Source organism: Photobacterium indicum (assembly GCF_003026215.1).
Taxonomy (GTDB): domain Bacteria; phylum Pseudomonadota; class Gammaproteobacteria; order Enterobacterales; family Vibrionaceae; genus Photobacterium; species Photobacterium indicum.
In genome coordinates, this window is record NZ_PYOC01000012.1 from 23980 (window position 1) to 41753 (window position 17774).

At 43.0% G+C, this 17774-nt stretch carries 19 protein-coding genes; 9 read left to right on the top strand and 10 right to left on the bottom strand.

What is annotated here, in order from left to right; all coding sequences use genetic code 11:
* Positions 1-351 precede the first annotated feature (351 nt).
* Entirely contained in the window at positions 352-1290 is a 939-nt protein-coding gene (mdh, locus tag C9J47_RS22095; RefSeq protein WP_107255437.1) for a malate dehydrogenase, read from the top strand.
* 96 nt (positions 1291-1386) lie between these two features.
* On the opposite strand, the gene C9J47_RS22100 is transcribed toward mdh, so the two are convergent.
* Entirely contained in the window at positions 1387-1578 is a 192-nt protein-coding gene (locus C9J47_RS22100) for a hypothetical protein (RefSeq protein ID WP_107255438.1), read from the bottom strand.
* Between the two features lie 144 nt (positions 1579-1722).
* A complete protein-coding gene (ispB, locus tag C9J47_RS22105; RefSeq protein ID WP_107255439.1) occupies positions 1723-2694 on the bottom strand; it encodes an octaprenyl diphosphate synthase in 972 nt (323 codons plus the stop codon).
* A gap of 278 nt (positions 2695-2972) precedes the next feature.
* Here ispB and rplU point away from each other — a divergent pair, with 278 nt between their 5' ends.
* The 7 genes from rplU to folA all read left to right on the top strand — a co-directional run bounded on the left by rplU (position 2973) and on the right by folA (position 7797).
* A complete protein-coding gene (gene rplU / locus C9J47_RS22110) occupies positions 2973-3284 on the top strand; it encodes a 50S ribosomal protein L21 (protein WP_006228393.1) in 312 nt (103 codons plus the stop codon).
* A gap of 19 nt (positions 3285-3303) precedes the next feature.
* Positions 3304-3561, top strand: coding sequence for a 50S ribosomal protein L27 (gene rpmA / locus C9J47_RS22115; protein WP_006228392.1), 258 nt, complete (start codon positions 3304-3306; stop codon positions 3559-3561).
* 64 nt (positions 3562-3625) lie between these two features.
* Positions 3626-4552, top strand: coding sequence for a DMT family transporter (locus C9J47_RS22120; protein WP_107255440.1), 927 nt, complete (start codon positions 3626-3628; stop codon positions 4550-4552).
* Positions 4553-4656: 104 nt separating this feature from the next.
* Positions 4657-5832: an Obg family GTPase CgtA gene (gene cgtA, locus C9J47_RS22125; RefSeq protein ID WP_107255441.1), complete on the top strand. Its 1176-nt coding sequence runs from the start codon at positions 4657-4659 to the stop codon at positions 5830-5832.
* A gap of 185 nt (positions 5833-6017) precedes the next feature.
* Positions 6018-6809, top strand: coding sequence for a threonine/serine exporter family protein (locus C9J47_RS22130; RefSeq protein WP_107255442.1), 792 nt, complete (start codon positions 6018-6020; stop codon positions 6807-6809).
* A complete protein-coding gene (locus tag C9J47_RS22135) occupies positions 6806-7279 on the top strand; it encodes a threonine/serine exporter family protein (RefSeq protein ID WP_006228388.1) in 474 nt (157 codons plus the stop codon). The genes C9J47_RS22130 and C9J47_RS22135 overlap by 4 nt, the downstream gene beginning before the upstream one ends.
* Positions 7280-7311: 32 nt before the next feature.
* Positions 7312-7797 (top strand): type 3 dihydrofolate reductase, encoded by a 486-nt coding sequence (gene folA / locus C9J47_RS22140; RefSeq protein WP_107255443.1) that lies wholly within the window; start codon positions 7312-7314, stop codon positions 7795-7797.
* A gap of 84 nt (positions 7798-7881) precedes the next feature.
* Here the strand turns inward: folA and C9J47_RS22145 are convergent, their stop codons facing one another.
* The 6 genes from C9J47_RS22145 to lptD all read right to left on the bottom strand — a co-directional run bounded on the left by C9J47_RS22145 (position 7882) and on the right by lptD (position 14754).
* Positions 7882-8703, bottom strand: a complete 822-nt coding sequence (locus C9J47_RS22145; protein WP_107255444.1) for a symmetrical bis(5'-nucleosyl)-tetraphosphatase — start codon at positions 8701-8703, stop codon at positions 7882-7884.
* 8 nt (positions 8704-8711) lie between these two features.
* The gene (gene apaG / locus C9J47_RS22150; protein WP_107255445.1) at positions 8712-9095 is read right to left on the bottom strand and encodes a Co2+/Mg2+ efflux protein ApaG; all 384 of its coding nucleotides are present in this window, start codon (positions 9093-9095) and stop codon (positions 8712-8714) included.
* A 150-nt stretch (positions 9096-9245) separates the two neighbouring features.
* Positions 9246-10061 carry a 16S rRNA (adenine(1518)-N(6)/adenine(1519)-N(6))-dimethyltransferase RsmA gene (gene rsmA / locus C9J47_RS22155; protein ID WP_107255446.1) on the bottom strand — a complete coding sequence of 272 codons (816 nt, stop codon included), beginning with the start codon at positions 10059-10061 and terminating at the stop codon, positions 9246-9248.
* Positions 10058-11050, bottom strand: coding sequence for a 4-hydroxythreonine-4-phosphate dehydrogenase PdxA (gene pdxA / locus C9J47_RS22160; RefSeq protein ID WP_107255447.1), 993 nt, complete (start codon positions 11048-11050; stop codon positions 10058-10060). The genes rsmA and pdxA overlap by 4 nt, the downstream gene beginning before the upstream one ends.
* Complete coding sequence (surA, locus tag C9J47_RS22165) at positions 11037-12341, bottom strand: peptidylprolyl isomerase SurA (protein WP_107255448.1); 1305 nt, start codon at positions 12339-12341, stop codon at positions 11037-11039. Before surA ends, pdxA begins: the two co-directional genes overlap by 14 nt.
* Before the next feature lie 46 nt (positions 12342-12387).
* Positions 12388-14754: an LPS assembly protein LptD gene (gene lptD / locus C9J47_RS22170; protein ID WP_107255449.1), complete on the bottom strand. Its 2367-nt coding sequence runs from the start codon at positions 14752-14754 to the stop codon at positions 12388-12390.
* A gap of 173 nt (positions 14755-14927) precedes the next feature.
* Here lptD and djlA point away from each other — a divergent pair, with 173 nt between their 5' ends.
* Positions 14928-15767 carry a co-chaperone DjlA gene (gene djlA, locus C9J47_RS22175; RefSeq protein ID WP_107255450.1) on the top strand — a complete coding sequence of 280 codons (840 nt, stop codon included), beginning with the start codon at positions 14928-14930 and terminating at the stop codon, positions 15765-15767.
* 116 nt (positions 15768-15883) lie between these two features.
* Here djlA and C9J47_RS22180 read toward each other — a convergent pair whose 3' ends face one another.
* A complete protein-coding gene (locus C9J47_RS22180) occupies positions 15884-16888 on the bottom strand; it encodes a D-2-hydroxyacid dehydrogenase (RefSeq protein ID WP_107255451.1) in 1005 nt (334 codons plus the stop codon).
* Between the two features lie 82 nt (positions 16889-16970).
* Positions 16971-17690 (bottom strand): bifunctional tRNA pseudouridine(32) synthase/23S rRNA pseudouridine(746) synthase RluA, encoded by a 720-nt coding sequence (rluA, locus tag C9J47_RS22185; protein WP_107255452.1) that lies wholly within the window; start codon positions 17688-17690, stop codon positions 16971-16973.
* Positions 17691-17774: the final 84 nt, after the last annotated feature.

Sequence of the window (17774 nt, forward strand, 5' to 3'; positions counted from 1 at the left end):
AGTAAATTTTATGTACAGGGACGAGGTGACGTATTTTTGCATAACCTGTTGGTTAGTAGCAAACAGTGTTCATTGAAACTGACGTTTCAATCACTGTTATAGGCTCGGTCAATATCTTTTCGTACAACTTATTTGATCTGTTATGCAGTGTTGTTGTTTGTTGCGATGAATAAATTTTGTGGTGTAAGTGTTATTCATTCATTCTTTTCCTTGTCGCACGTAGTAAGCCCACCTTATGATGAGAGTGCGTGACTTCGCAAAGCTGATTGTGTTCGATTGTATTTAACAATTGCTTGCTATAACGTCTTTAGCAGGTCTGAAATTATACTTCTATCGTAAAGGAGAACGAAAATGAAAGTTGCTGTAATTGGTGCTGCAGGTGGTATTGGCCAGGCATTGGCTTTACTGTTGAAAAACGGCTTACCTGCAGGTTCTGATCTTGCGCTATATGATATCGCACCAGTAACTCCTGGTGTTGCGGCTGATCTTAGCCATATCCCAACTCCTGTTTCTATTAAGGGTTATGGCGGTGTCGATCCAACGCCTGCACTGGAAGGTGCTGATGTTGTATTAATCTCTGCTGGTGTTGCACGTAAACCTGGAATGGATCGTTCTGACCTTTTCAACGTCAATGCGGGTATCATTAAATCTTTAGCTGAAAAAATTGCTGTAGTATGTCCTAAAGCATGCGTCGGTATTATTACGAACCCTGTAAATACAACAGTGGCGATTGCTGCAGATGTATTGAAAAAAGCAGGGGTATACGATAAACGTCGTTTATTTGGTATCACAACGCTCGATATTATTCGTTCAGAGACATTTGTAGCTGAATTAAAAGGTAAAAAACCAAGTGACATTCAAGTACCTGTTATTGGTGGCCACTCAGGTGTAACTATTCTACCTTTATTGTCTCAAGTTGAAGGTGTTGAGTTTTCTGAAGAAGAAATTAAAGCATTAACGCCACGCATTCAAAATGCAGGTACTGAAGTAGTAGAAGCTAAAGCGGGTGGGGGGTCTGCAACACTATCTATGGGTCAAGCGGCTTATCGCTTTGGTCTTTCACTTGTTCGCGCCCTACAAGGCGAACAAGGTATTGTTGAGTGTGCTTATGTTGAAGGTGACGGTAAGCATGCCCGTTTCTTTGCACAGCCAGTTCTATTAGGTAAAGAAGGTGTAGAAGAAGTGATGGATTACGGCAAGTTAAGTACTTTTGAACAAGAAGCACTAAATAACATGCTAGATACTCTGACTTCAGATATTACACTAGGTGAAGAGTTTGCTGCTAAATAGTAGTAGCATATAACGTTCATCAAAAAGCGGCATTATATATGCCGCTTTTTTATGCGTTAAGATTTGCAATGTACATCAATTTAATGACTAGCTCCGTTAATAGTAACTGTCGCAACCTGTATGAAGTTGCGGTTGATCGCTAATGTCATCGTATTTTATGGTATTGCGAGTATGATCGTCTCTGTTTTCAATGATCACTGAGTTATGCGCTTGATCAATTGAAATGATTTCAGCCACCCCCTGCTGGCACTCGATCCACATCCCCTGCTTTAGATCTTTAATTTGCATAACGCCTCCTGTTACTTTACATGCTGAAGCGGTCTTCGTTCATTCAAGTATAGGCACGATCAGATATTGGCATATAGATCACAGTGAAGATCATTGAGGCATAAAAAAGCCTGCACGAGGCAGGCTTTTATCGAAAGATCTATTTTACTTTGTACGTTTAACCGCTAAATGAGCGAGTTGGATCAACGCTTCTTTGTAATCAGATTCAGCAATGGGTGCTAGTGCTGCGATTGCTTTGTCGGCTTCTTCTTCCGCGCGTTGCTGAGTGTACTCCAAAGAGCCAGCTTCGTGCATGGCGGCAAGAATTTCGTTTAGTTTGTCCATACCGTTGGATTTTTCAATCGCTTCACGAATCATGGCTGACTGCGCTTCATTACCATTATGCATAGCATGTAGCAGTGGAAGGGTTGGTTTACCTTCAGAAAGGTCATCACCCACGTTTTTACCCATTTCCTTGCCATCTGCGACATAATCCAACACATCGTCAATGAGCTGAAAAGCAGTACCGAGGTAACGACCATAGTCTTGCAGTGCAATTTCAACTTCAGTAGAGGATTCTGTGATAATCGCAGAAATCTGAGTTGCAGCTTCAAAAAGGCGAGCCGTTTTAGAGTAGATAACTTGCATATAGTTATCTTCAGTCGTATTAGGATCATTGCAGTTCATTAGCTGTTGAACTTCACCTTCCGCGATCACATTTGTTGCTTCACTCATGACATCGAGGATCTTTAATGATCTAAGGCTCGTCATCATCTGAAATGAACGGGTATAAATGTAATCCCCGACAAGAACGCTAGCAGCATTACCAAATGCAGCATTGGCTGTGTCTTTACCACGGCGCATGTCTGATTCATCAACAACGTCGTCATGTAACAATGTCGCAGTATGAATAAATTCTACAAATGCAGCAGCCGTTATATGTTTGTCTCCTTGATAGCCCAAAGCACGAGCGGCAAGAACGACAAGCATCGGACGTAAGCGTTTGCCACCGCCGCTTACAATGTAAAAGCCTAGTTGATTAATAAGAGCTACATCTGAGTTCAGTTGTGCTTGTATCTTCGCGTCAACTTCCGCCATATCGTTGGCGGTGAGCGCTTGGATAGCTTTAAAATCCATTATACATCCAGCAAAATTGTTGGCCGCTTAAGGCGGAGAATTATTCAAAACAGTTATGGAATCTTACACTAAATTATATCTTTATTCATAACCCCGATTAATCATAATGAGACCGCTTAAATTATTGAACACCTTTCCACCAATTTTCTTTCTTTAATGGGTTGCCAGAAGCGTCATTTTCACGTAACATTCGCGCCCTATTGATGACAAGATTAAGCGCATACCCATTGCCCAAAATTTACGTGGCAAATGGCCTATGCGGAGAAGCGGAGTAAGACATGTACGCTGTTTTCCAAAGTGGTGGTAAGCAACACCGAGTAAGCGAAGGTCAAACCTTGCGCTTGGAAAAACTAGAAGCTGAAACTGGCGCAAACGTTGAGTTTGATTGCGTTCTTTTAGTTGCTAACGGTGAAGAAGTAACAGTTGGTGCACCATTCGTAACTGGTGGTAAAGTGACTGCTGAAGTTGTAACGCACGGTCGTGGCGATAAGATTAAAGTCGTTAAGTTCCGTCGTCGTAAGCATTCTCGTAAGCAAATGGGCCACCGTCAGTGGTTCACTGAAGTCAAAATCACTGGCATCAGCGCTTAATAACTAGGAGAATTTAAAGATGGCACACAAAAAAGCTGGCGGTTCTACTAATAACGGCCGCGATTCAGAAAGTAAACGTTTAGGTGTTAAGCGCTTCGGTGGTGAATCTGTTCTTGCAGGTAACATCATCGTTCGTCAACGTGGTACTAAGTTCCACGCAGGCACTAACGTTGGTTTGGGTAAAGACCACACACTATTCGCACTTACTGACGGTAAAGTTAAGTTCGAAGTTAAAGGTCCTAAAAACCGCAAATTCGTAACTATCGAAGCTGCTTAATTTAGCCTCGTAACGAATCTTAAAGCCCTGCCTACTGGCGGGGCTTTTTATTTATGGAGGGTTTATGTCTACTCATAACCCTGCAGCTGGTATGGCTTTAGCACTGACAACGGCTGTTTTTTGGGGGGCTTTGCCCATAGCCATGAAACAAGCTGTAGAAGTGATGGATCCTTTTACCATCGTTTGGTACCGCTTTGTAACTGCTTCTATTGGTTTAGGTGCTTGGTTATTTTGGCGAAAGCAATTACCTCAAGTTAAATCTGCTAGTCTTCCAGACATTGGTCTGTTATTGCTGGGTAGTATTGGTCTTGCTGGTAACTTTGTACTGTATAACAGTGCATTAAAATTCCTAGACCCTTCAGTGGTTCAGGTCATTATTCAGTTGGCTCCCGTCATTTTGTTATTGTCGAGTGTATGGCTGTTTAAAGAAAAGTTAGGCGCACACCAAATAATTGGTGTGTCATGCCTGGTGTTCGGTTTGCTCCTGTTTTTTAATGAGAAGCTAGTTGATTTATTAACGAGTTTTACAGGATATACGCTTGGCGTATTATTAGCTGTCGTCGCCGCTTTAGTTTGGGTTGTTTATGCGCTGGCACAAAAGTGCTTGCTTAAGCAGTTCAGTTCACCTCAGATCTTACTAATGATCTATGTGATCTGTGCATTAATGCTTATGCCGATGGCTCAACCAGAGCAGCTTTTATTAATGGATTCGAGACAGTTGGGCATGTTGATGTTCTGCTGTATTAATACGCTTGTAGGATACGGTGCATTTGCTGAAGCAATGGCACGTTGGCAAGCCTCACAAGTGAGTGCGGTTATTACCCTTGCTCCCTTGTTTACGATATTATTTGTAGACCTTGCTAGTTTGATTTGGCCACAATTTTTTGTCGCGGCAGACCTTAATACTTTAGGGTATCTCGGTGCAATGGTTGTGGTGAGCAGTGCCATGTTTTGTGCAATTGGCCATAAAATTATTCGCCAGCACAAATAGCCAAGGTCCATTACAATGATTAATACAATCTGATTAATTTAATGTGCGTAAAGCATGTAAGTAAGTCAGACTCGTATGTTAAACGCCACAGTGCGGAGAAAAAGATGAAGTTTGTAGATGAAGCGGTAATTCGAGCTGATGCTGGCGACGGTGGTAACGGTACCGTTAGTTTCCGTACTGAAAAGTATGTGCCTCGAGGCGGTCCTGACGGCGGTGATGGCGGTGATGGTGGTGACGTCTACCTACTCGCAGATGAAAACGTTAATACATTGATTGATTTCCGTTTTGAGCGCTTCCATGCTGCTGAACGTGGCGAAAATGGTCGTGGTGGTAACTGTACGGGTCATCGTGGTGAAGATAAGATCTTGACTGTTCCTGTTGGTACTCGCGCGATCGACGAAGAGACGGGTGAAGTCATTGCTGACTTAACGGATCACGGCGTTAAAGTGATGGTTGCTAAAGGCGGTTTCCACGGTCTTGGTAACACACGCTTTAAGTCATCTGTGAACCGTGCTCCTCGACAAAAATCAATGGGCAGTAAAGGTGAAATTCGTCATTTACGTCTTGAACTACTGTTACTTGCTGATGTAGGAATGCTTGGCTTACCTAATGCCGGTAAATCTACCTTCATTCGCTCTGTATCTGCTGCTAAGCCGAAAGTTGCTGATTATCCATTCACCACCTTGATTCCTAGCTTAGGTGTTGTGCGTGTTGATGCTGAGCGTAGTTTCGTTGTTGCTGATATTCCTGGTTTGATTGAAGGTGCTGCTGATGGCGCAGGTCTAGGTATTCGTTTCCTTAAGCACCTAGAGCGTTGTCGTGTACTGCTGCACATGATTGATTTGCTACCTGCTGATGGTTCAGACCCAATTGAGAATGCATTTACAATTATTAACGAGCTGGACAAATACAGTGATAAGTTAGCAAATAAACCGCGTTGGATTATCTTCAACAAAGTTGATTTGTTGTCAGAAGAAGATACACAAGCGAAAATTAGCGAAGTTTTAGAAGCGTTAGCGTGGGAAGGAGATTACTACTGTATCTCTGCACTTACTCGTGACGGTACTAAAGAACTAACTTACGACCTAATGACAACGATCGAATCACTTCCTCAGAATAAGTTTGACGAAGTTGAAGAGAAAGTTGAGAAGGTTGAATTTAAGTGGGACGATTATCACGCTGAGCAAATTAAAAAAGCTGAAGAAGATGATGACGATGATGATGACTGGGATAACTGGAATGAAGATGATTACGACGTAGAGATCATCTACAAGCCGTAATCATTAGCCATCAAAATAGCTTACACTGATTATCGTAATGAAAGCCGCTCTTATGAGCGGTTTTTTTGTGTCTAATCAACAAGGCAATAATCGATTTGTCTGATAATTATTCTTAATGGTACTTTAAGTAGAATATGATTGATGAGTCATTATAGCTGCTGTAATGAATGAACTAAGGGAATAGCATGACAACGGGATTGAGGCGGTTATCAGAGCCTGAACAAAGAGAAGTATCACGGTTGGCTGTAGCTGCAGGACAGAAGCTGCTCCAGCACGGTGCTGAAAGCACGCTAGTCACTGATGTAACCTGTCGCTTAGGTGTAGCCTTGGGCGTTGAGAGTGTTGAGGTGTCGCTGTCTGCAAGCTCTATGGTCATCACGACTCTGAATCACGGACGTTGTATTACCACGACACGTCGCTGCCAAGATCGTGGGATAAATATGCAAGTCGTGACCGATATCCAGCGAGTTTGCATTATGGCTGAACGAGGGTTATTAGATATATACAGCGTGCATCATCGTTTAGAAAAGATCAAACCTCTGCGATATAACCGTTTTCTGGTTATTGTAATGATAGGCTTGTCTTGTGCTGCGTTTAGCCGGTTAGCGGGTGGTGATTGGCCAGTATTTATTCTGACGTTTATTGCTTCTTCTGTAGGGATGTTTGTGCGACAAGAAATTGCCCATTGTCACTTCAATCCGCTTGTTAATTTTGGTGTTACAGCCTTTGTCACGACCTTGATTTCGGGCTTAGGTCAAGTATACCAAATTGGTGAAACCCCCTTTTTGGCGATGGCATCATCTGTATTAATGCTCGTTCCTGGCTTCCCTTTAATTAATGCCATTTCTGATATGGTGAAGGGATATTCGAATATGGGTATAGCACGTTGGACTTTAGCTAGCTTGTTAACATTATCGACCAGTATGGGGATTGTTGCTGCGATGAATGTACTCGGTGTATGGGGGTGGTTGTCATGATCAATCTTGATTTTTTTATGGCATTACTTAACGATATGTTTTTCTCTATGATCCCAGCCGTTGGTTTTGCGCTGGTATTTAATGTACCTCAAAAAGCTTTAAAGTATTGTGCTATTGGTGGGGCGTTAGGCCATGGCTGCCGCTTTGTATTATTGCACTGGGGTGTACCGATTGAATGGGCAACCTTAGGTGCAGCAACGTTAGTCGGTATGATTGGTGTGCATTGGTCACATCGTTTTCTTGCCCACCCTAAAGTCTTTACTGTTGCAGCAATGATTCCTATGGTACCCGGCGTGTTTGCGTTTAAAGCGATGATCGCATTGGTTGAAATTAATCATAGTGGCTACAGTGTCGAATTATGGGGCTTGATGATAGAAAATGTTCTGAAGGCTGTATTTATTGTAGCTGCTTTAGCTATTGGGCTGGCAATGCCAGGGCTATTGTTTTATCGTCGCCGGTCAGTGGTATAAATTATCTATGGTGTTACTTAAGGAGGTATGAAGTGAAGATCAGTATGATCGCAGCTATGGCCAAAGATCGAGTTATTGGTAAAGATAATGCGATGCCATGGCATTTACCAGCAGATTTTGCATGGTTTAAGAAATCTACCTTGGGTAAGCCAATTGTGATGGGGCGGAAAACGTTTGAATCAATTGGTCGCCCTTTACCTGGTCGTTTGAATATTGTTATTAGTCGTAATCCTGCGTTTAGTGCCGAAGGTATTACAGTTGTTGCTGATATCGAAGCGGCAAAGCGTGTTGCGGGCGATATTGAAGAGTTAATGATCATTGGTGGTGGCAGTATTTATGAGGCGTGCTTACCAAGCGCTGATCGTCTTTATTTAACGTTTATCGATCTTGATGTTGATGGTGATACCTGCTTCCCAGATTGGGGAGAAGGTTGGATTAAAAGTCATACTGAGCACTATTCTGCTGATGAAAAGAATGCGCATGATATGCAATTTGTGATTTTAGAACGTCACATTTAGCTTACTTAAGCGATTAGCTGTCAGTGTTATTTATATGAAACTGACAGCTGACTATCTCATTGGATTATAGGTTTATTTCATGAATTAACCCGCATGAACTGGGCACGCTTTTTCAAAGCGTGCATTATCTTCCCAACGTAACAATGTCATGCTATTTCCCCAGACACACCCCGTATCGAGCCCAATGACTTTCTCATCTTCATGACCACATAATGCAGCCCAATGACCAAAGATTATTTTTTTATTTAATGCTTGGTGACGTGGAAGATAAAACCAAGGCACAAGTTCGCCCACGTCTGGATCGTTAGGGGATAACTTACATGCCATATCTAATCGCCCATCAGGGTAGCAAAAACGCATCCGAGTAAGGGCATTAATCGTAAAACGGTATCGCTCAATACCAATGAGTTCGTTGGACCAAAAATCGGGACCACTGCCATACATATTTTTTAGCAGCCATAGGTAATCATCTGACTGTAAGCAAACTTCGACCTCACGGGCGTACTGTTGCGTTTGCGATAAGTTCCATTGAGGTGGAATCCCCGCATGTGACATGGCAAAAGGTAATGTTGGGTGGTTAGCAAAAAGGGGCTGTTTCCGCAGCCATTCTAGCAACTCTACTGAGTCTGGCGCGTCTAAAATAGCTTGAATTTTATCTTTCTTCTTAGGCTTGGTAATACCATTAGCTGTCGCTAATAAATGCAGGTCATGATTGCCTAAAACAATGGTAGCGGAGCGATCTAAATTTTTCACAAAACGTAATGTTTCTAGCGACTTTGGCCCTCTCGCAACAAGATCGCCAGCCAACCACAGTTCATCATGTTTAGGGTTAAATTTAGCTTTTTCAAGAAGATAAATAAGATCGTCTAAACAACCTTGAATATCACCGACAAGGTAGGTTGCCATACAATTCCTTAATGGAGAATATTGGGTATTGCTAACCTAAACGGAGATACTTCTGCATTAAAGGTTTCGCCATCTTCAGTACCCATGACGTAGTGACCTTGCATTACACCAAGTGGCGTTTCAATGATCGTACCGCTGGTATAAGTATATTCTTCGTTCATCTTTATCTCTGGTTGGTCACCAACCACACCTTCACCTTCAATCACGAGTCGCTTGCCGTTCGCATCGGTTATTAGCCAATAACGACTTAATAACTTGGCGGTACCCTTACCTAGATTTCTAATCGTGATGGTATATGAGAAAACATAACGCTGATTGTCAGGTTCAGACTGTTCCTCAATATAGTGAGTAACGACGTTGCATTTTATTGTTGGGGGGGAATTCGCGCTCAAAATAATGCTTCCTTTCTTCTGGCGGAGGTAACGATTTATCTCATAGCTATTTAGATCAGTATCTGTGAATACAGATAACTGAGCTAAATAGCGTAGAGTCGAGGAATTGTAAAATGTATCGCTGAGTGCATGATACTTTCCCTCGTCGTTTTATGCGTTTTGGTGGTTCGCATCTAACCAGTTTGCCATCGCAACAAACTGCTGAAGAGTAATATTTTCTGGACGTAGCCCAGGATTTACTCCTAAGTTTTCTAATTGTTCAACGGTTAATAATGCTTTGTAGCAGTTACGAATCGTTTTACGACGCTGGTTAAAGCCTTCACGACAAACACGGTCTAGCCACTTAAGGTTAGTACATGGGTGTGGTAATACTTCATATGGCGTTAAACGAACAACGGCAGAATCCACTTTTGGTGCTGGTGTAAATGATTCTGGCGGTACTTCTAATACCGGTGTTACTCGGCTGTAGTACTGCGCCATTACCGTTAAGCGTCCATAGGCTTTACAGCCAGGACCCGCAGCCAGACGGTTCACCACTTCTTTTTGCAACATAAAGTGCATATCTTCCACATGTTCGTGGAAAGTGAAAAGGTGGAACATCAACGGTGTTGAGATGTTGTAAGGTAAATTACCAAAAATACGCAATTTATTATTTGGTTTAATAAGTTGCGTGAAGTCGAAGCGCATTGCATCGCCTTCATAAATCGTTAACTTATCAGCCAAATCAGGATGATGACGTAAACGCTTAGCAAGGTCGCGATCGAGCTCAATAACTGAGAACTTATCTACAAGCCTACCAACAGGTTCAGTAATAGCACCAAGGCCTGGGCCAATTTCTACCAGATTTTGGCCTGGTAGCGGGTTGATCGACGAAACAATACCGTCAATGATGTATGGGTCATTCAAAAAATTCTGGCCAAAGCGCTTACGGGCGCGGTGACCTAGGTGGACTTGATCGCTGCTCATGCTTGTTTTTCTACCAATTCGAGGGCGTGCGATAGCGCTGTCCAAAGGCTACCGATATCCGCCTGTCCAGTACCTGCGAGTTCCAGTGCGGTACCATGATCTACTGACGTTCTGATGAAGGGCAGACCTAGCGTAATGTTGACCGCTTTACCAAAGCCTTTATATTTCAGCACTGGTAGCCCTTGATCGTGATACATAGCTAATACAGTATCTGCATCGGCTAAATATTTTTCATTGAAGATTGTATCTGCAGGTAATGGACCTACTAGATTCATGCCTTCTTGTTGACGAAGTTTATCGAGAGCCGGAGTAATCACTTCGATTTCTTCCCGCCCTAAACATCCATCTTCACCCGCATGTGGATTTAAGCCACAAACGTAAATTTTTGGATTCTCGATCCCAAACTTACTGACTAAATCGGCATGCAAAATTCGGATTACTTGTTGTAAACGATCTTCAGTTACCGCTTGAGATACGTACGCCAAAGGAATATGTGTCGTCACTAATGCGACGCGTAATCCTTCGGTTGCCAACATCATAACAACTTGCGCAGTATTCGCTTGTTGAGCGAAAAATTCAGTGTGACCACTAAAAGATACCCCTGCGCGGTTAATCACACCTTTATGAACAGGCCCTGTTACTAGTGCTGCAAATTCACCACTTAAACAACCTTGTGCGGCATGCTCTAATGTCTGCAGTACGTAGTGACCATTTTGTTCATTTAACTCACCAGTAATAACGGGTGCGTTTAATTCGTGATTAGCTACAATCAAAGTACCAGCCTGATGTGGCTGCGCTGGAAGTGTGGCATCGTAGTGCTTCACTTCTAACGGTAATCCCAATTGGGCTGCACGTTCTACCATAAGCTGAGCGTTAGCACAAATAACAAGCTCGTGTGACCAAGCATGTTGGACTAATGCGATGATTAAATCTGGACCAATTCCAGCAGGTTCGCCAGGGGTAATAACAATGCGTTTAACCTTGGTCATCATTCGTTCCTAGTTGTTCGATGTAAGCACCTGCACGTAATTCTTGTAACCATGCTTGCGCTTCTTCATTAAATTTACGGCTAAAGAGAATGCGATAAGCGCGATTTTTCATTGCTGCATCGGTGCGGTCGACATTACGGCGATCAAGTACTTCCACGATGTGCCAACCATGAACCGTTTTGAATGGTTCGCTTATTGTATCTTTTGGTAGTGTTTCAATTTTATCTTTAAACTCAGGTACGTATAGGTCAGGTGTTTGCCAACCTAGTTCGCCACCATTCGCAGCAGAGCCTGGATCTGAACTTAATTTTTGAGCTTCATCAGCAAAAGTCTGTCGACCCGCTAAGATGTCTTGGCGGACTTTTTCTAACTGACGTTTTGCCCCTTCATCACTTAAAATAACCGACGTTTTGATTAGAATATGACGTGCATTAATTTCAGTAACAGAAACCGTTTCTAATCCTTTTACATCATTTACTTTAATAATGTGATAACCCACACCGCTGCGGAATGGACCAATAATCGCGCCTTTGCCATTTGATTTAATTTGGTCAGCAAAAATTGTTGGCATTTCTTCCTGACGCATCCAGCCCCATTCACCACCTTGTAGTGCTTTTGGCCCTTTAGAGTAGCTGTAAGCGAGGTTTGCGAAGTCGGCGCCATTTTTCAATTCATCAACAATTTGTTGTGCTTGTTGTTGAGTTTCTTCACGCTGCTCTTTTGTTGCCCCTTCTTCAACTCGTAATTGGATATGACTAATATTGAATTGAACGGTTTGTAATGTTTGTTTGTTGAGTTGTTCAGCCAGCATTTCAACTTCTTGCGGTAAAATATTGATACGACGACGCACCTGAATAGTACGTGCTTCACTTGCGGTCATATCACGACGCATTTGCTCGCGAAAGATAGAGTAAGATATTCCACTTTTCTCTAGCTCTTGCTGAAGTTGAGGAATAGTTAGCTTACGTTCTTTGGCAACTTCAGCAATGGCTTGATCAAGTCGAGTATCGTCAATACGAATACCAAATTGCTCTGCTTGCTGTAGTTGCAGTGTTTCAATGATTAGCTTTTCCATTACCTGTTCAGTCAATAAAGCATTATCGGGTAGCGGTTGATTCTGCTCTGCTGCATTGATGCGTACCGTTTGCAGCATCGCATTGACATCACTTTGTAAGATCACACTGTCATTGACGAGTGTTACGACTTTATCAAGTTCCTTGGGGGCAGCCATGCTGCTTGCAGCCAAGCTCCAGATTGCTATACCTAGCAAAGAAGATTTCCACTTTTTCATCTACGTTCCATCTATTTTTGCAATTACGAATCAGTTCGTAATTGAATTAATTATTTAAAGAGAATGAATTGCCGTACGACATCGCATTACCCGTATCACTTGATGCACCAAATGGCTTCGCACCTTGTAAACCAAGCAGGCTGAAGGTGAGTGATACGTTATTGTCATACTCGGTATTACTTGAACCTAACGAGCTTGAGGCATACTTGTTGTAGGTCAAACCAATTAACCAACAAGCTGAACGGTATGTTAGGCCGACTTGACCTTCGACCATTTTGTTTACATTCAAATCATGGAAGTAATCAGCACGTACGCTGATCCCACCGTGTAATGGGAACCCGGTCGAAAGCCCCAACTGAGATATACCATCTTGCTCACCGCTATCATTAACGGAGTTGGGGTTGGTGACGTATTTATCCAAATAGCTACTCGATACATAGCGGTAGTTGGGCTGGATATACACCCCATTTTCTCGGTACTCAATCGCCCCGTTGGCTATTTGTACTTCTTTATCGCTGGCATCATATTGCATAGAGCCTTTCAAGAAGAGCCAGTCGGCATAATTAAATTCCGTTTCAAGGGCTGTGGCTGAATAACTTTCTACTTCGTCATCCACTGTTGGTTTATCGATATAGAATATCTGACCTAAGGAAAGGGTAAATCGTTCCTTAAAGTTACCATCAAAATAGCGCGTTGATGCACCGACAGTGAATTGATTCGCAGGAGCAACGTAATCGACGCTGCTGTAGGTTTTATCACTGAACAGGCCATAGTAGTCTTGTTGTAAACGGGTGCTGTCGTAACCACCACCGTCATCATTAACTGGGTTGTAAATTCCAGTTTGGTCTTTATCTTGCACATAAAGGTATTGAATTTGAGGCTCTAAACTTTGGGTGTAATCCTGTCCCCAGATCGATGTATCACGTTCCAGGTATAAGCCACTGTGAATACGCGCCGTAGGAATGGTACGTGATACTGTTTCTTCTAACCCGTCACGAGAATAGCTTTTAAGATCTTGATTGTAATAAGTATAAAGTAACTTTGCTTCCGAGGTTAACGACCACCAAGGTGTTGCGAACGGTAAAGTTAATGTCGGTTCAAGATGAACACGGGTCGCGTCTGGTTTATTCGTAGCATCGTTGGCAAAACTACTGATGCTGCTCGCCATCGAAAAATCTAATTCGTAAGGCAAGTTAGGGCGGTAATAGTTAAACTCGAGCTGCGGCATTAAACGGTATTGTGAACCTTGGCCGGTTTCGGTCAGCGGTTGGAAGTCTCGTACCCGTAGGGTTGAATCCCAATATTGTTCACGATAAGACACTTCAGCGGTTTGTAATAAGTTGTTGTCTTCACGGTTACCGATACTAGAATCAATATCAGTAAAATAGTCGAAATCACTGGTTTTACTGTAATCAACCTCAAATAACCAATGGCTTTTGTACGTACCATTATGCGAGTAGTTAAATGCCCAGCGAGAGTCGTTATCATCAGCGGCTTTATCGCTGGCTAGATATTCGCCTTTTAATGAGCCTTGACCAAATTCCGTTAGATAGCGGAAATCAGTATTAAGCTGCAGCCCACGATTACTCATGTACTTTGGCGTTAAGGTTAAATCGTAATTTGGGGCGATATTCCAATAAAATGGGGTTTCAAACTCGAAACCATCACGAGAGCCATAACTGACAGACGGGTATAAGAACCCTGTTAAACGCTCTTTACCGACCGGTACGCGAAGGTACGGTAAATAGAAAACGGGCACATCAAGTACTTCAAAACGGGCATTATAAAGATCGGCAAAAGGTGAATCGCCTTCTCGCTCCAATGTGGTCGCAGAGAAGCGCCAACTTTTATCTTCAGTAGGGCAAGTGGTATAAGTCCCATCTTTCATGCGATAAAACTGTGTGCCTTGAGCGTGTGTTTTGGTGATTCTTCGTGCTTCACCACGGCCAGGTTCACAGGTTAGGTTATATACCGCGTGATCCATTTCGGAATCTTCGGTGTCGAGATCGCTTTGTAAGCGGTCAGAATCGACTTCTAGCGTACCGTCATGAAAATAGACGTTGCCTTCAGCGACTACAATATTTTCAGGCTGGCGAAGAGATGCCTGATCGGCCGCAATGGTACGGTTTCCTTGCTGTACAACGACATCACCCGTGTAGGTGACTTTTGTTTTGTCGAGAGCTTCAGCGTGATCGGCAGTGACTTTTATGGGGTCATTGTTGGGATCGGTTGAGCGATCTTGAGGCGCAATACAAACACCACGCACCAACTCGATCTCATCCACGTTGTCACTGGTTAGAGCAAGCTCATCATTGACATCTTCGCTTAATTTATTATTTTCATTTGCCATAGCCGGACCATACAGCGCGAGACTGATCATGGTGGCTAGTAAGCTGCGGGAGGTTAATGACATCTGGTTAACATTCCTGTCTCAGTTTATGGCGCATAGCTATTTGGTTGCGCTTTTTACAAGCATTCCCGATAAATGACAGCTATCATAATGCAAATTTATCTCGACGGCATCTTTTCAAGCCACAGTGTCGAGTAAACCTTGAATAAATTTAATAAATTACCAGAGAGTATAGAATGCAGGTGTGGGGTAAAATTCTAGGCGCATTTTTTGGTTTCCTTCTTGGTGGTCCATTTGGATTGCTATTAGGTCTGTTTTTAGGGCATAAGTTCGATAAGGCACGAAGAAATGTTTATCGTGGCGGCAGCTTTGGTGGTTTCGGCACCAACCGAGCGAACAGTGAGGAACGTCAAGCCGAATTCTTTTATGCTGGCTTTGCTGTTATGGGTCATATGGCAAAAGCCAAAGGACACGTAACAGAAGAAGAAATTCGTGTTGCCAGTGCCATTATGGATCGGATGAATTTGCATGGAGAAGCTCGTCGTCAGGCGCAAAATGCATTTCGTGAAGGCAAAGAAGATGCGTTCCCTCTAGAGGAAACTTTAGCAAAGGTCCGTCAAAATTGTGCAGGGCGAGCCGATTTACTGCAGTTCTTCTTAGAGTTGCAAATTCAAGCGGCATTTGCTGATGGCTCGTTGCACCAGAATGAACGCCAGCTATTACATGTTATTGCGCGTAGTTTAGGTTTCTCTGAACGCCAGTTAGACCAGCGTTTACACATGCAAGAAGCGGCATTTCGTTTTCAGCAAGGTGGGTTTAACCAGCAGCATGGTGGTGGGTTTAGCCAAGCCCCAACCCGTGATCAATTAGCTGATGCCTATGAAATACTGGGTGTAACGGAAAGTGCAACGTCACAAGAAGTAAAACGTGCCTACCGTAAACAAATGAATGAACATCATCCTGATAAGCTTGCAGCTAAAGGGTTACCACCAGAAATGATGGAAATCGCTAATCAAAAAGCGCAAGAGCTTCAAGCGGCTTACGATATGATCCGTAAAGAGAAAGGCTTTAAGTAATACACTGTAATCAACAGCGTAGCGAATCAATCGTATGGTTGCTATTGAATGTAACCTAAAAAAACGAGAGCCAAGGCTCTCGTTTTTTCGGCTATCGAACGCTCTAAGCGTAAAAGCTAGACAAGATTTTTGGGTTTGCCTGCGACGTAGGCATTCATATTGTCAATTAATTGATTGGCTAGTGTTTGAATGGCAGAGTCTGAACCCCAAGCGACATGCGGGGTTAGAATAAGGTTGGGTAAATCTGCGTTGGCAATTAAAGGATTGCTCATATCTGCAGGCTCTTGGGTAAATACATCGACTCCAGCCCCCGCAATATCACCATTCTTTAATGCATCCACTAATGCACCTTCATCGACTAATCCACCACGACCTGCGTTAATCAAAATACTATTGGTTTTCATACGATTGAATTCATTGCAGCCGATCAGGTTTTGAGTGTGTTCACTTAATGGGCAATGTAAAGTCACGACATCTGCATGAGCTATGACTTCATTAAAAGGCCTGTAGCCGTCTCTACAGGTTTCTTTGTCTTTATGCTCCGCGTACAGCACATCCATACCTAACGCTTTAGCTAGCTTTGCTACAGCTTGTCCTAAGCCTCCATTACCAATGATTCCTAGCGTAGATCCCGAAATATCAGAAATAGGGTGGGTAAAAAAGCAAAATTGCTTCTTCTGTTGCCAAACACCTGCTTGGATATCTTGGTGATACCCCATCAGGTTTCTTTTTAAGGCGAACATCATGGCGATCACATGCTCTGGCACTGAATCTGTTGCGTACCCTCGAATGTTTGCCACTGTAATGTTGTGCTGGTGGCAGTACGCTAAATCGACATTGTTTGTACCTGTTGCAGAGATCGCGATCATTTTCAGTTGAGGTAATTGGCTCAATACATCGGCATCAAGAATGACTTTATTAGCGATCGCGATAGTCGCATGTTGCAGGCGTTGAATGACTTGGTCGGGTTTTGTTGTCGCAAATTCTTGCCATTCATGAGGGAAATTAGGCGATGGTAGTTGAATATGCTTGGGGATGGTCGCACGATCGAGAAAGACTATTTCTTGAGTGAGGGGTGTTTCAGAGACTGACGGTTGTTCAATGGATGAATGGTTTTTCATGGGAGCAAATCCGATTTGATCGTAATGAATGGTGAATAATTCATATTAAGACCAAATCTGGATGAACTCTCAAGGCTTGATATTATTTTTCTTGATCTGCTGAGAGGAATTCGATGGTTTTCATCGGCACATCAGGAAATAACTCACAGGGTGCAAAAAAGTGAATGGGTTCTTTGGTGCCAGGGTGTGTAAAAGCTATTTCGGCGGCATGTAAATGAAGACGGTCGGCAATCGCATTTGCCTCGTCATTGGCATAAAACTCATCACCAATTATAGGATGACCTAAAGCTTGCATATGTACACGAAGCTGGTGTGAGCGACCAGTGATAGGGTGTAAACGAACTAGTGTGGTCTGCGCTTCACGAGCAACTACTTCGTAATGCGTTACTGATGGTTTTCCATCTTCGTAACAAACTTTTTGTTTAGGTCTATTCGGCCAATCACAAATCAAGGGTAAATCAACCGTCCCCGTGTCTTGGTCAGGATGTCCCCATATGCGGGCATAGTAGACTTTTTGGGTAGCACGTTCGCGAAACTGTGCATGCAAATGACGTTCAGCATCTTTGTTTACCGCCAACATAATCAAACCCGAAGTCGACATATCAAGGCGATGGACAATGTGTGCTTCTGGGTAATCACGTAAAACTCGGCTATACACACTGTCGTAGTGTTCTGGATTCCGACCAGGATTGGATAGCAAGCCTGACGGTTTATTTAGCATGATAATGTCTTCATCATGATGAAGAATATCTAACCAAGGAACAGTGGGTGGGTGGTAGTCTAAATGCGGTAACGGTTTCATTATTTACTCTGAAAAATAGAGGTAATTAAATACAAAAGCCGCGTCAGAATAGACTGGTACACGGCTTTTGAACCTAGATTAAAA

What these genes read in the sequence shown, in the direction of transcription:
- mdh (WP_107255437.1), top strand. Translation starts at nt 352, where the DNA reads ATGAAAGTTGCTGTAATTGGTGCTGCAGGTGGTATTGGCCAGGCATTG.
- C9J47_RS22100 (WP_107255438.1), bottom strand. Translation starts at nt 1,578, where the DNA reads ATGCAAATTAAAGATCTAAAGCAGGGGATGTGGATCGAGTGCCAGCAG.
- ispB (WP_107255439.1), bottom strand. Translation starts at nt 2,694, where the DNA reads ATGGATTTTAAAGCTATCCAAGCGCTCACCGCCAACGATATGGCGGAA.
- rplU (WP_006228393.1), top strand. Translation starts at nt 2,973, where the DNA reads ATGTACGCTGTTTTCCAAAGTGGTGGTAAGCAACACCGAGTAAGCGAA.
- rpmA (WP_006228392.1), top strand. Translation starts at nt 3,304, where the DNA reads ATGGCACACAAAAAAGCTGGCGGTTCTACTAATAACGGCCGCGATTCA.
- C9J47_RS22120 (WP_107255440.1), top strand. Translation starts at nt 3,626, where the DNA reads ATGTCTACTCATAACCCTGCAGCTGGTATGGCTTTAGCACTGACAACG.
- cgtA (WP_107255441.1), top strand. Translation starts at nt 4,657, where the DNA reads ATGAAGTTTGTAGATGAAGCGGTAATTCGAGCTGATGCTGGCGACGGT.
- C9J47_RS22130 (WP_107255442.1), top strand. Translation starts at nt 6,018, where the DNA reads ATGACAACGGGATTGAGGCGGTTATCAGAGCCTGAACAAAGAGAAGTA.
- C9J47_RS22135 (WP_006228388.1), top strand. Translation starts at nt 6,806, where the DNA reads ATGATCAATCTTGATTTTTTTATGGCATTACTTAACGATATGTTTTTC.
- C9J47_RS22145 (WP_107255444.1), bottom strand. Translation starts at nt 8,703, where the DNA reads ATGGCAACCTACCTTGTCGGTGATATTCAAGGTTGTTTAGACGATCTT.
- rsmA (WP_107255446.1), bottom strand. Translation starts at nt 10,061, where the DNA reads ATGAGCAGCGATCAAGTCCACCTAGGTCACCGCGCCCGTAAGCGCTTT.
- pdxA (WP_107255447.1), bottom strand. Translation starts at nt 11,050, where the DNA reads ATGACCAAGGTTAAACGCATTGTTATTACCCCTGGCGAACCTGCTGGA.
- surA (WP_107255448.1), bottom strand. Translation starts at nt 12,341, where the DNA reads ATGAAAAAGTGGAAATCTTCTTTGCTAGGTATAGCAATCTGGAGCTTG.
- lptD (WP_107255449.1), bottom strand. Translation starts at nt 14,754, where the DNA reads ATGTCATTAACCTCCCGCAGCTTACTAGCCACCATGATCAGTCTCGCG.
- djlA (WP_107255450.1), top strand. Translation starts at nt 14,928, where the DNA reads ATGCAGGTGTGGGGTAAAATTCTAGGCGCATTTTTTGGTTTCCTTCTT.
- C9J47_RS22180 (WP_107255451.1), bottom strand. Translation starts at nt 16,888, where the DNA reads ATGAAAAACCATTCATCCATTGAACAACCGTCAGTCTCTGAAACACCC.
- rluA (WP_107255452.1), bottom strand. Translation starts at nt 17,690, where the DNA reads ATGAAACCGTTACCGCATTTAGACTACCACCCACCCACTGTTCCTTGG.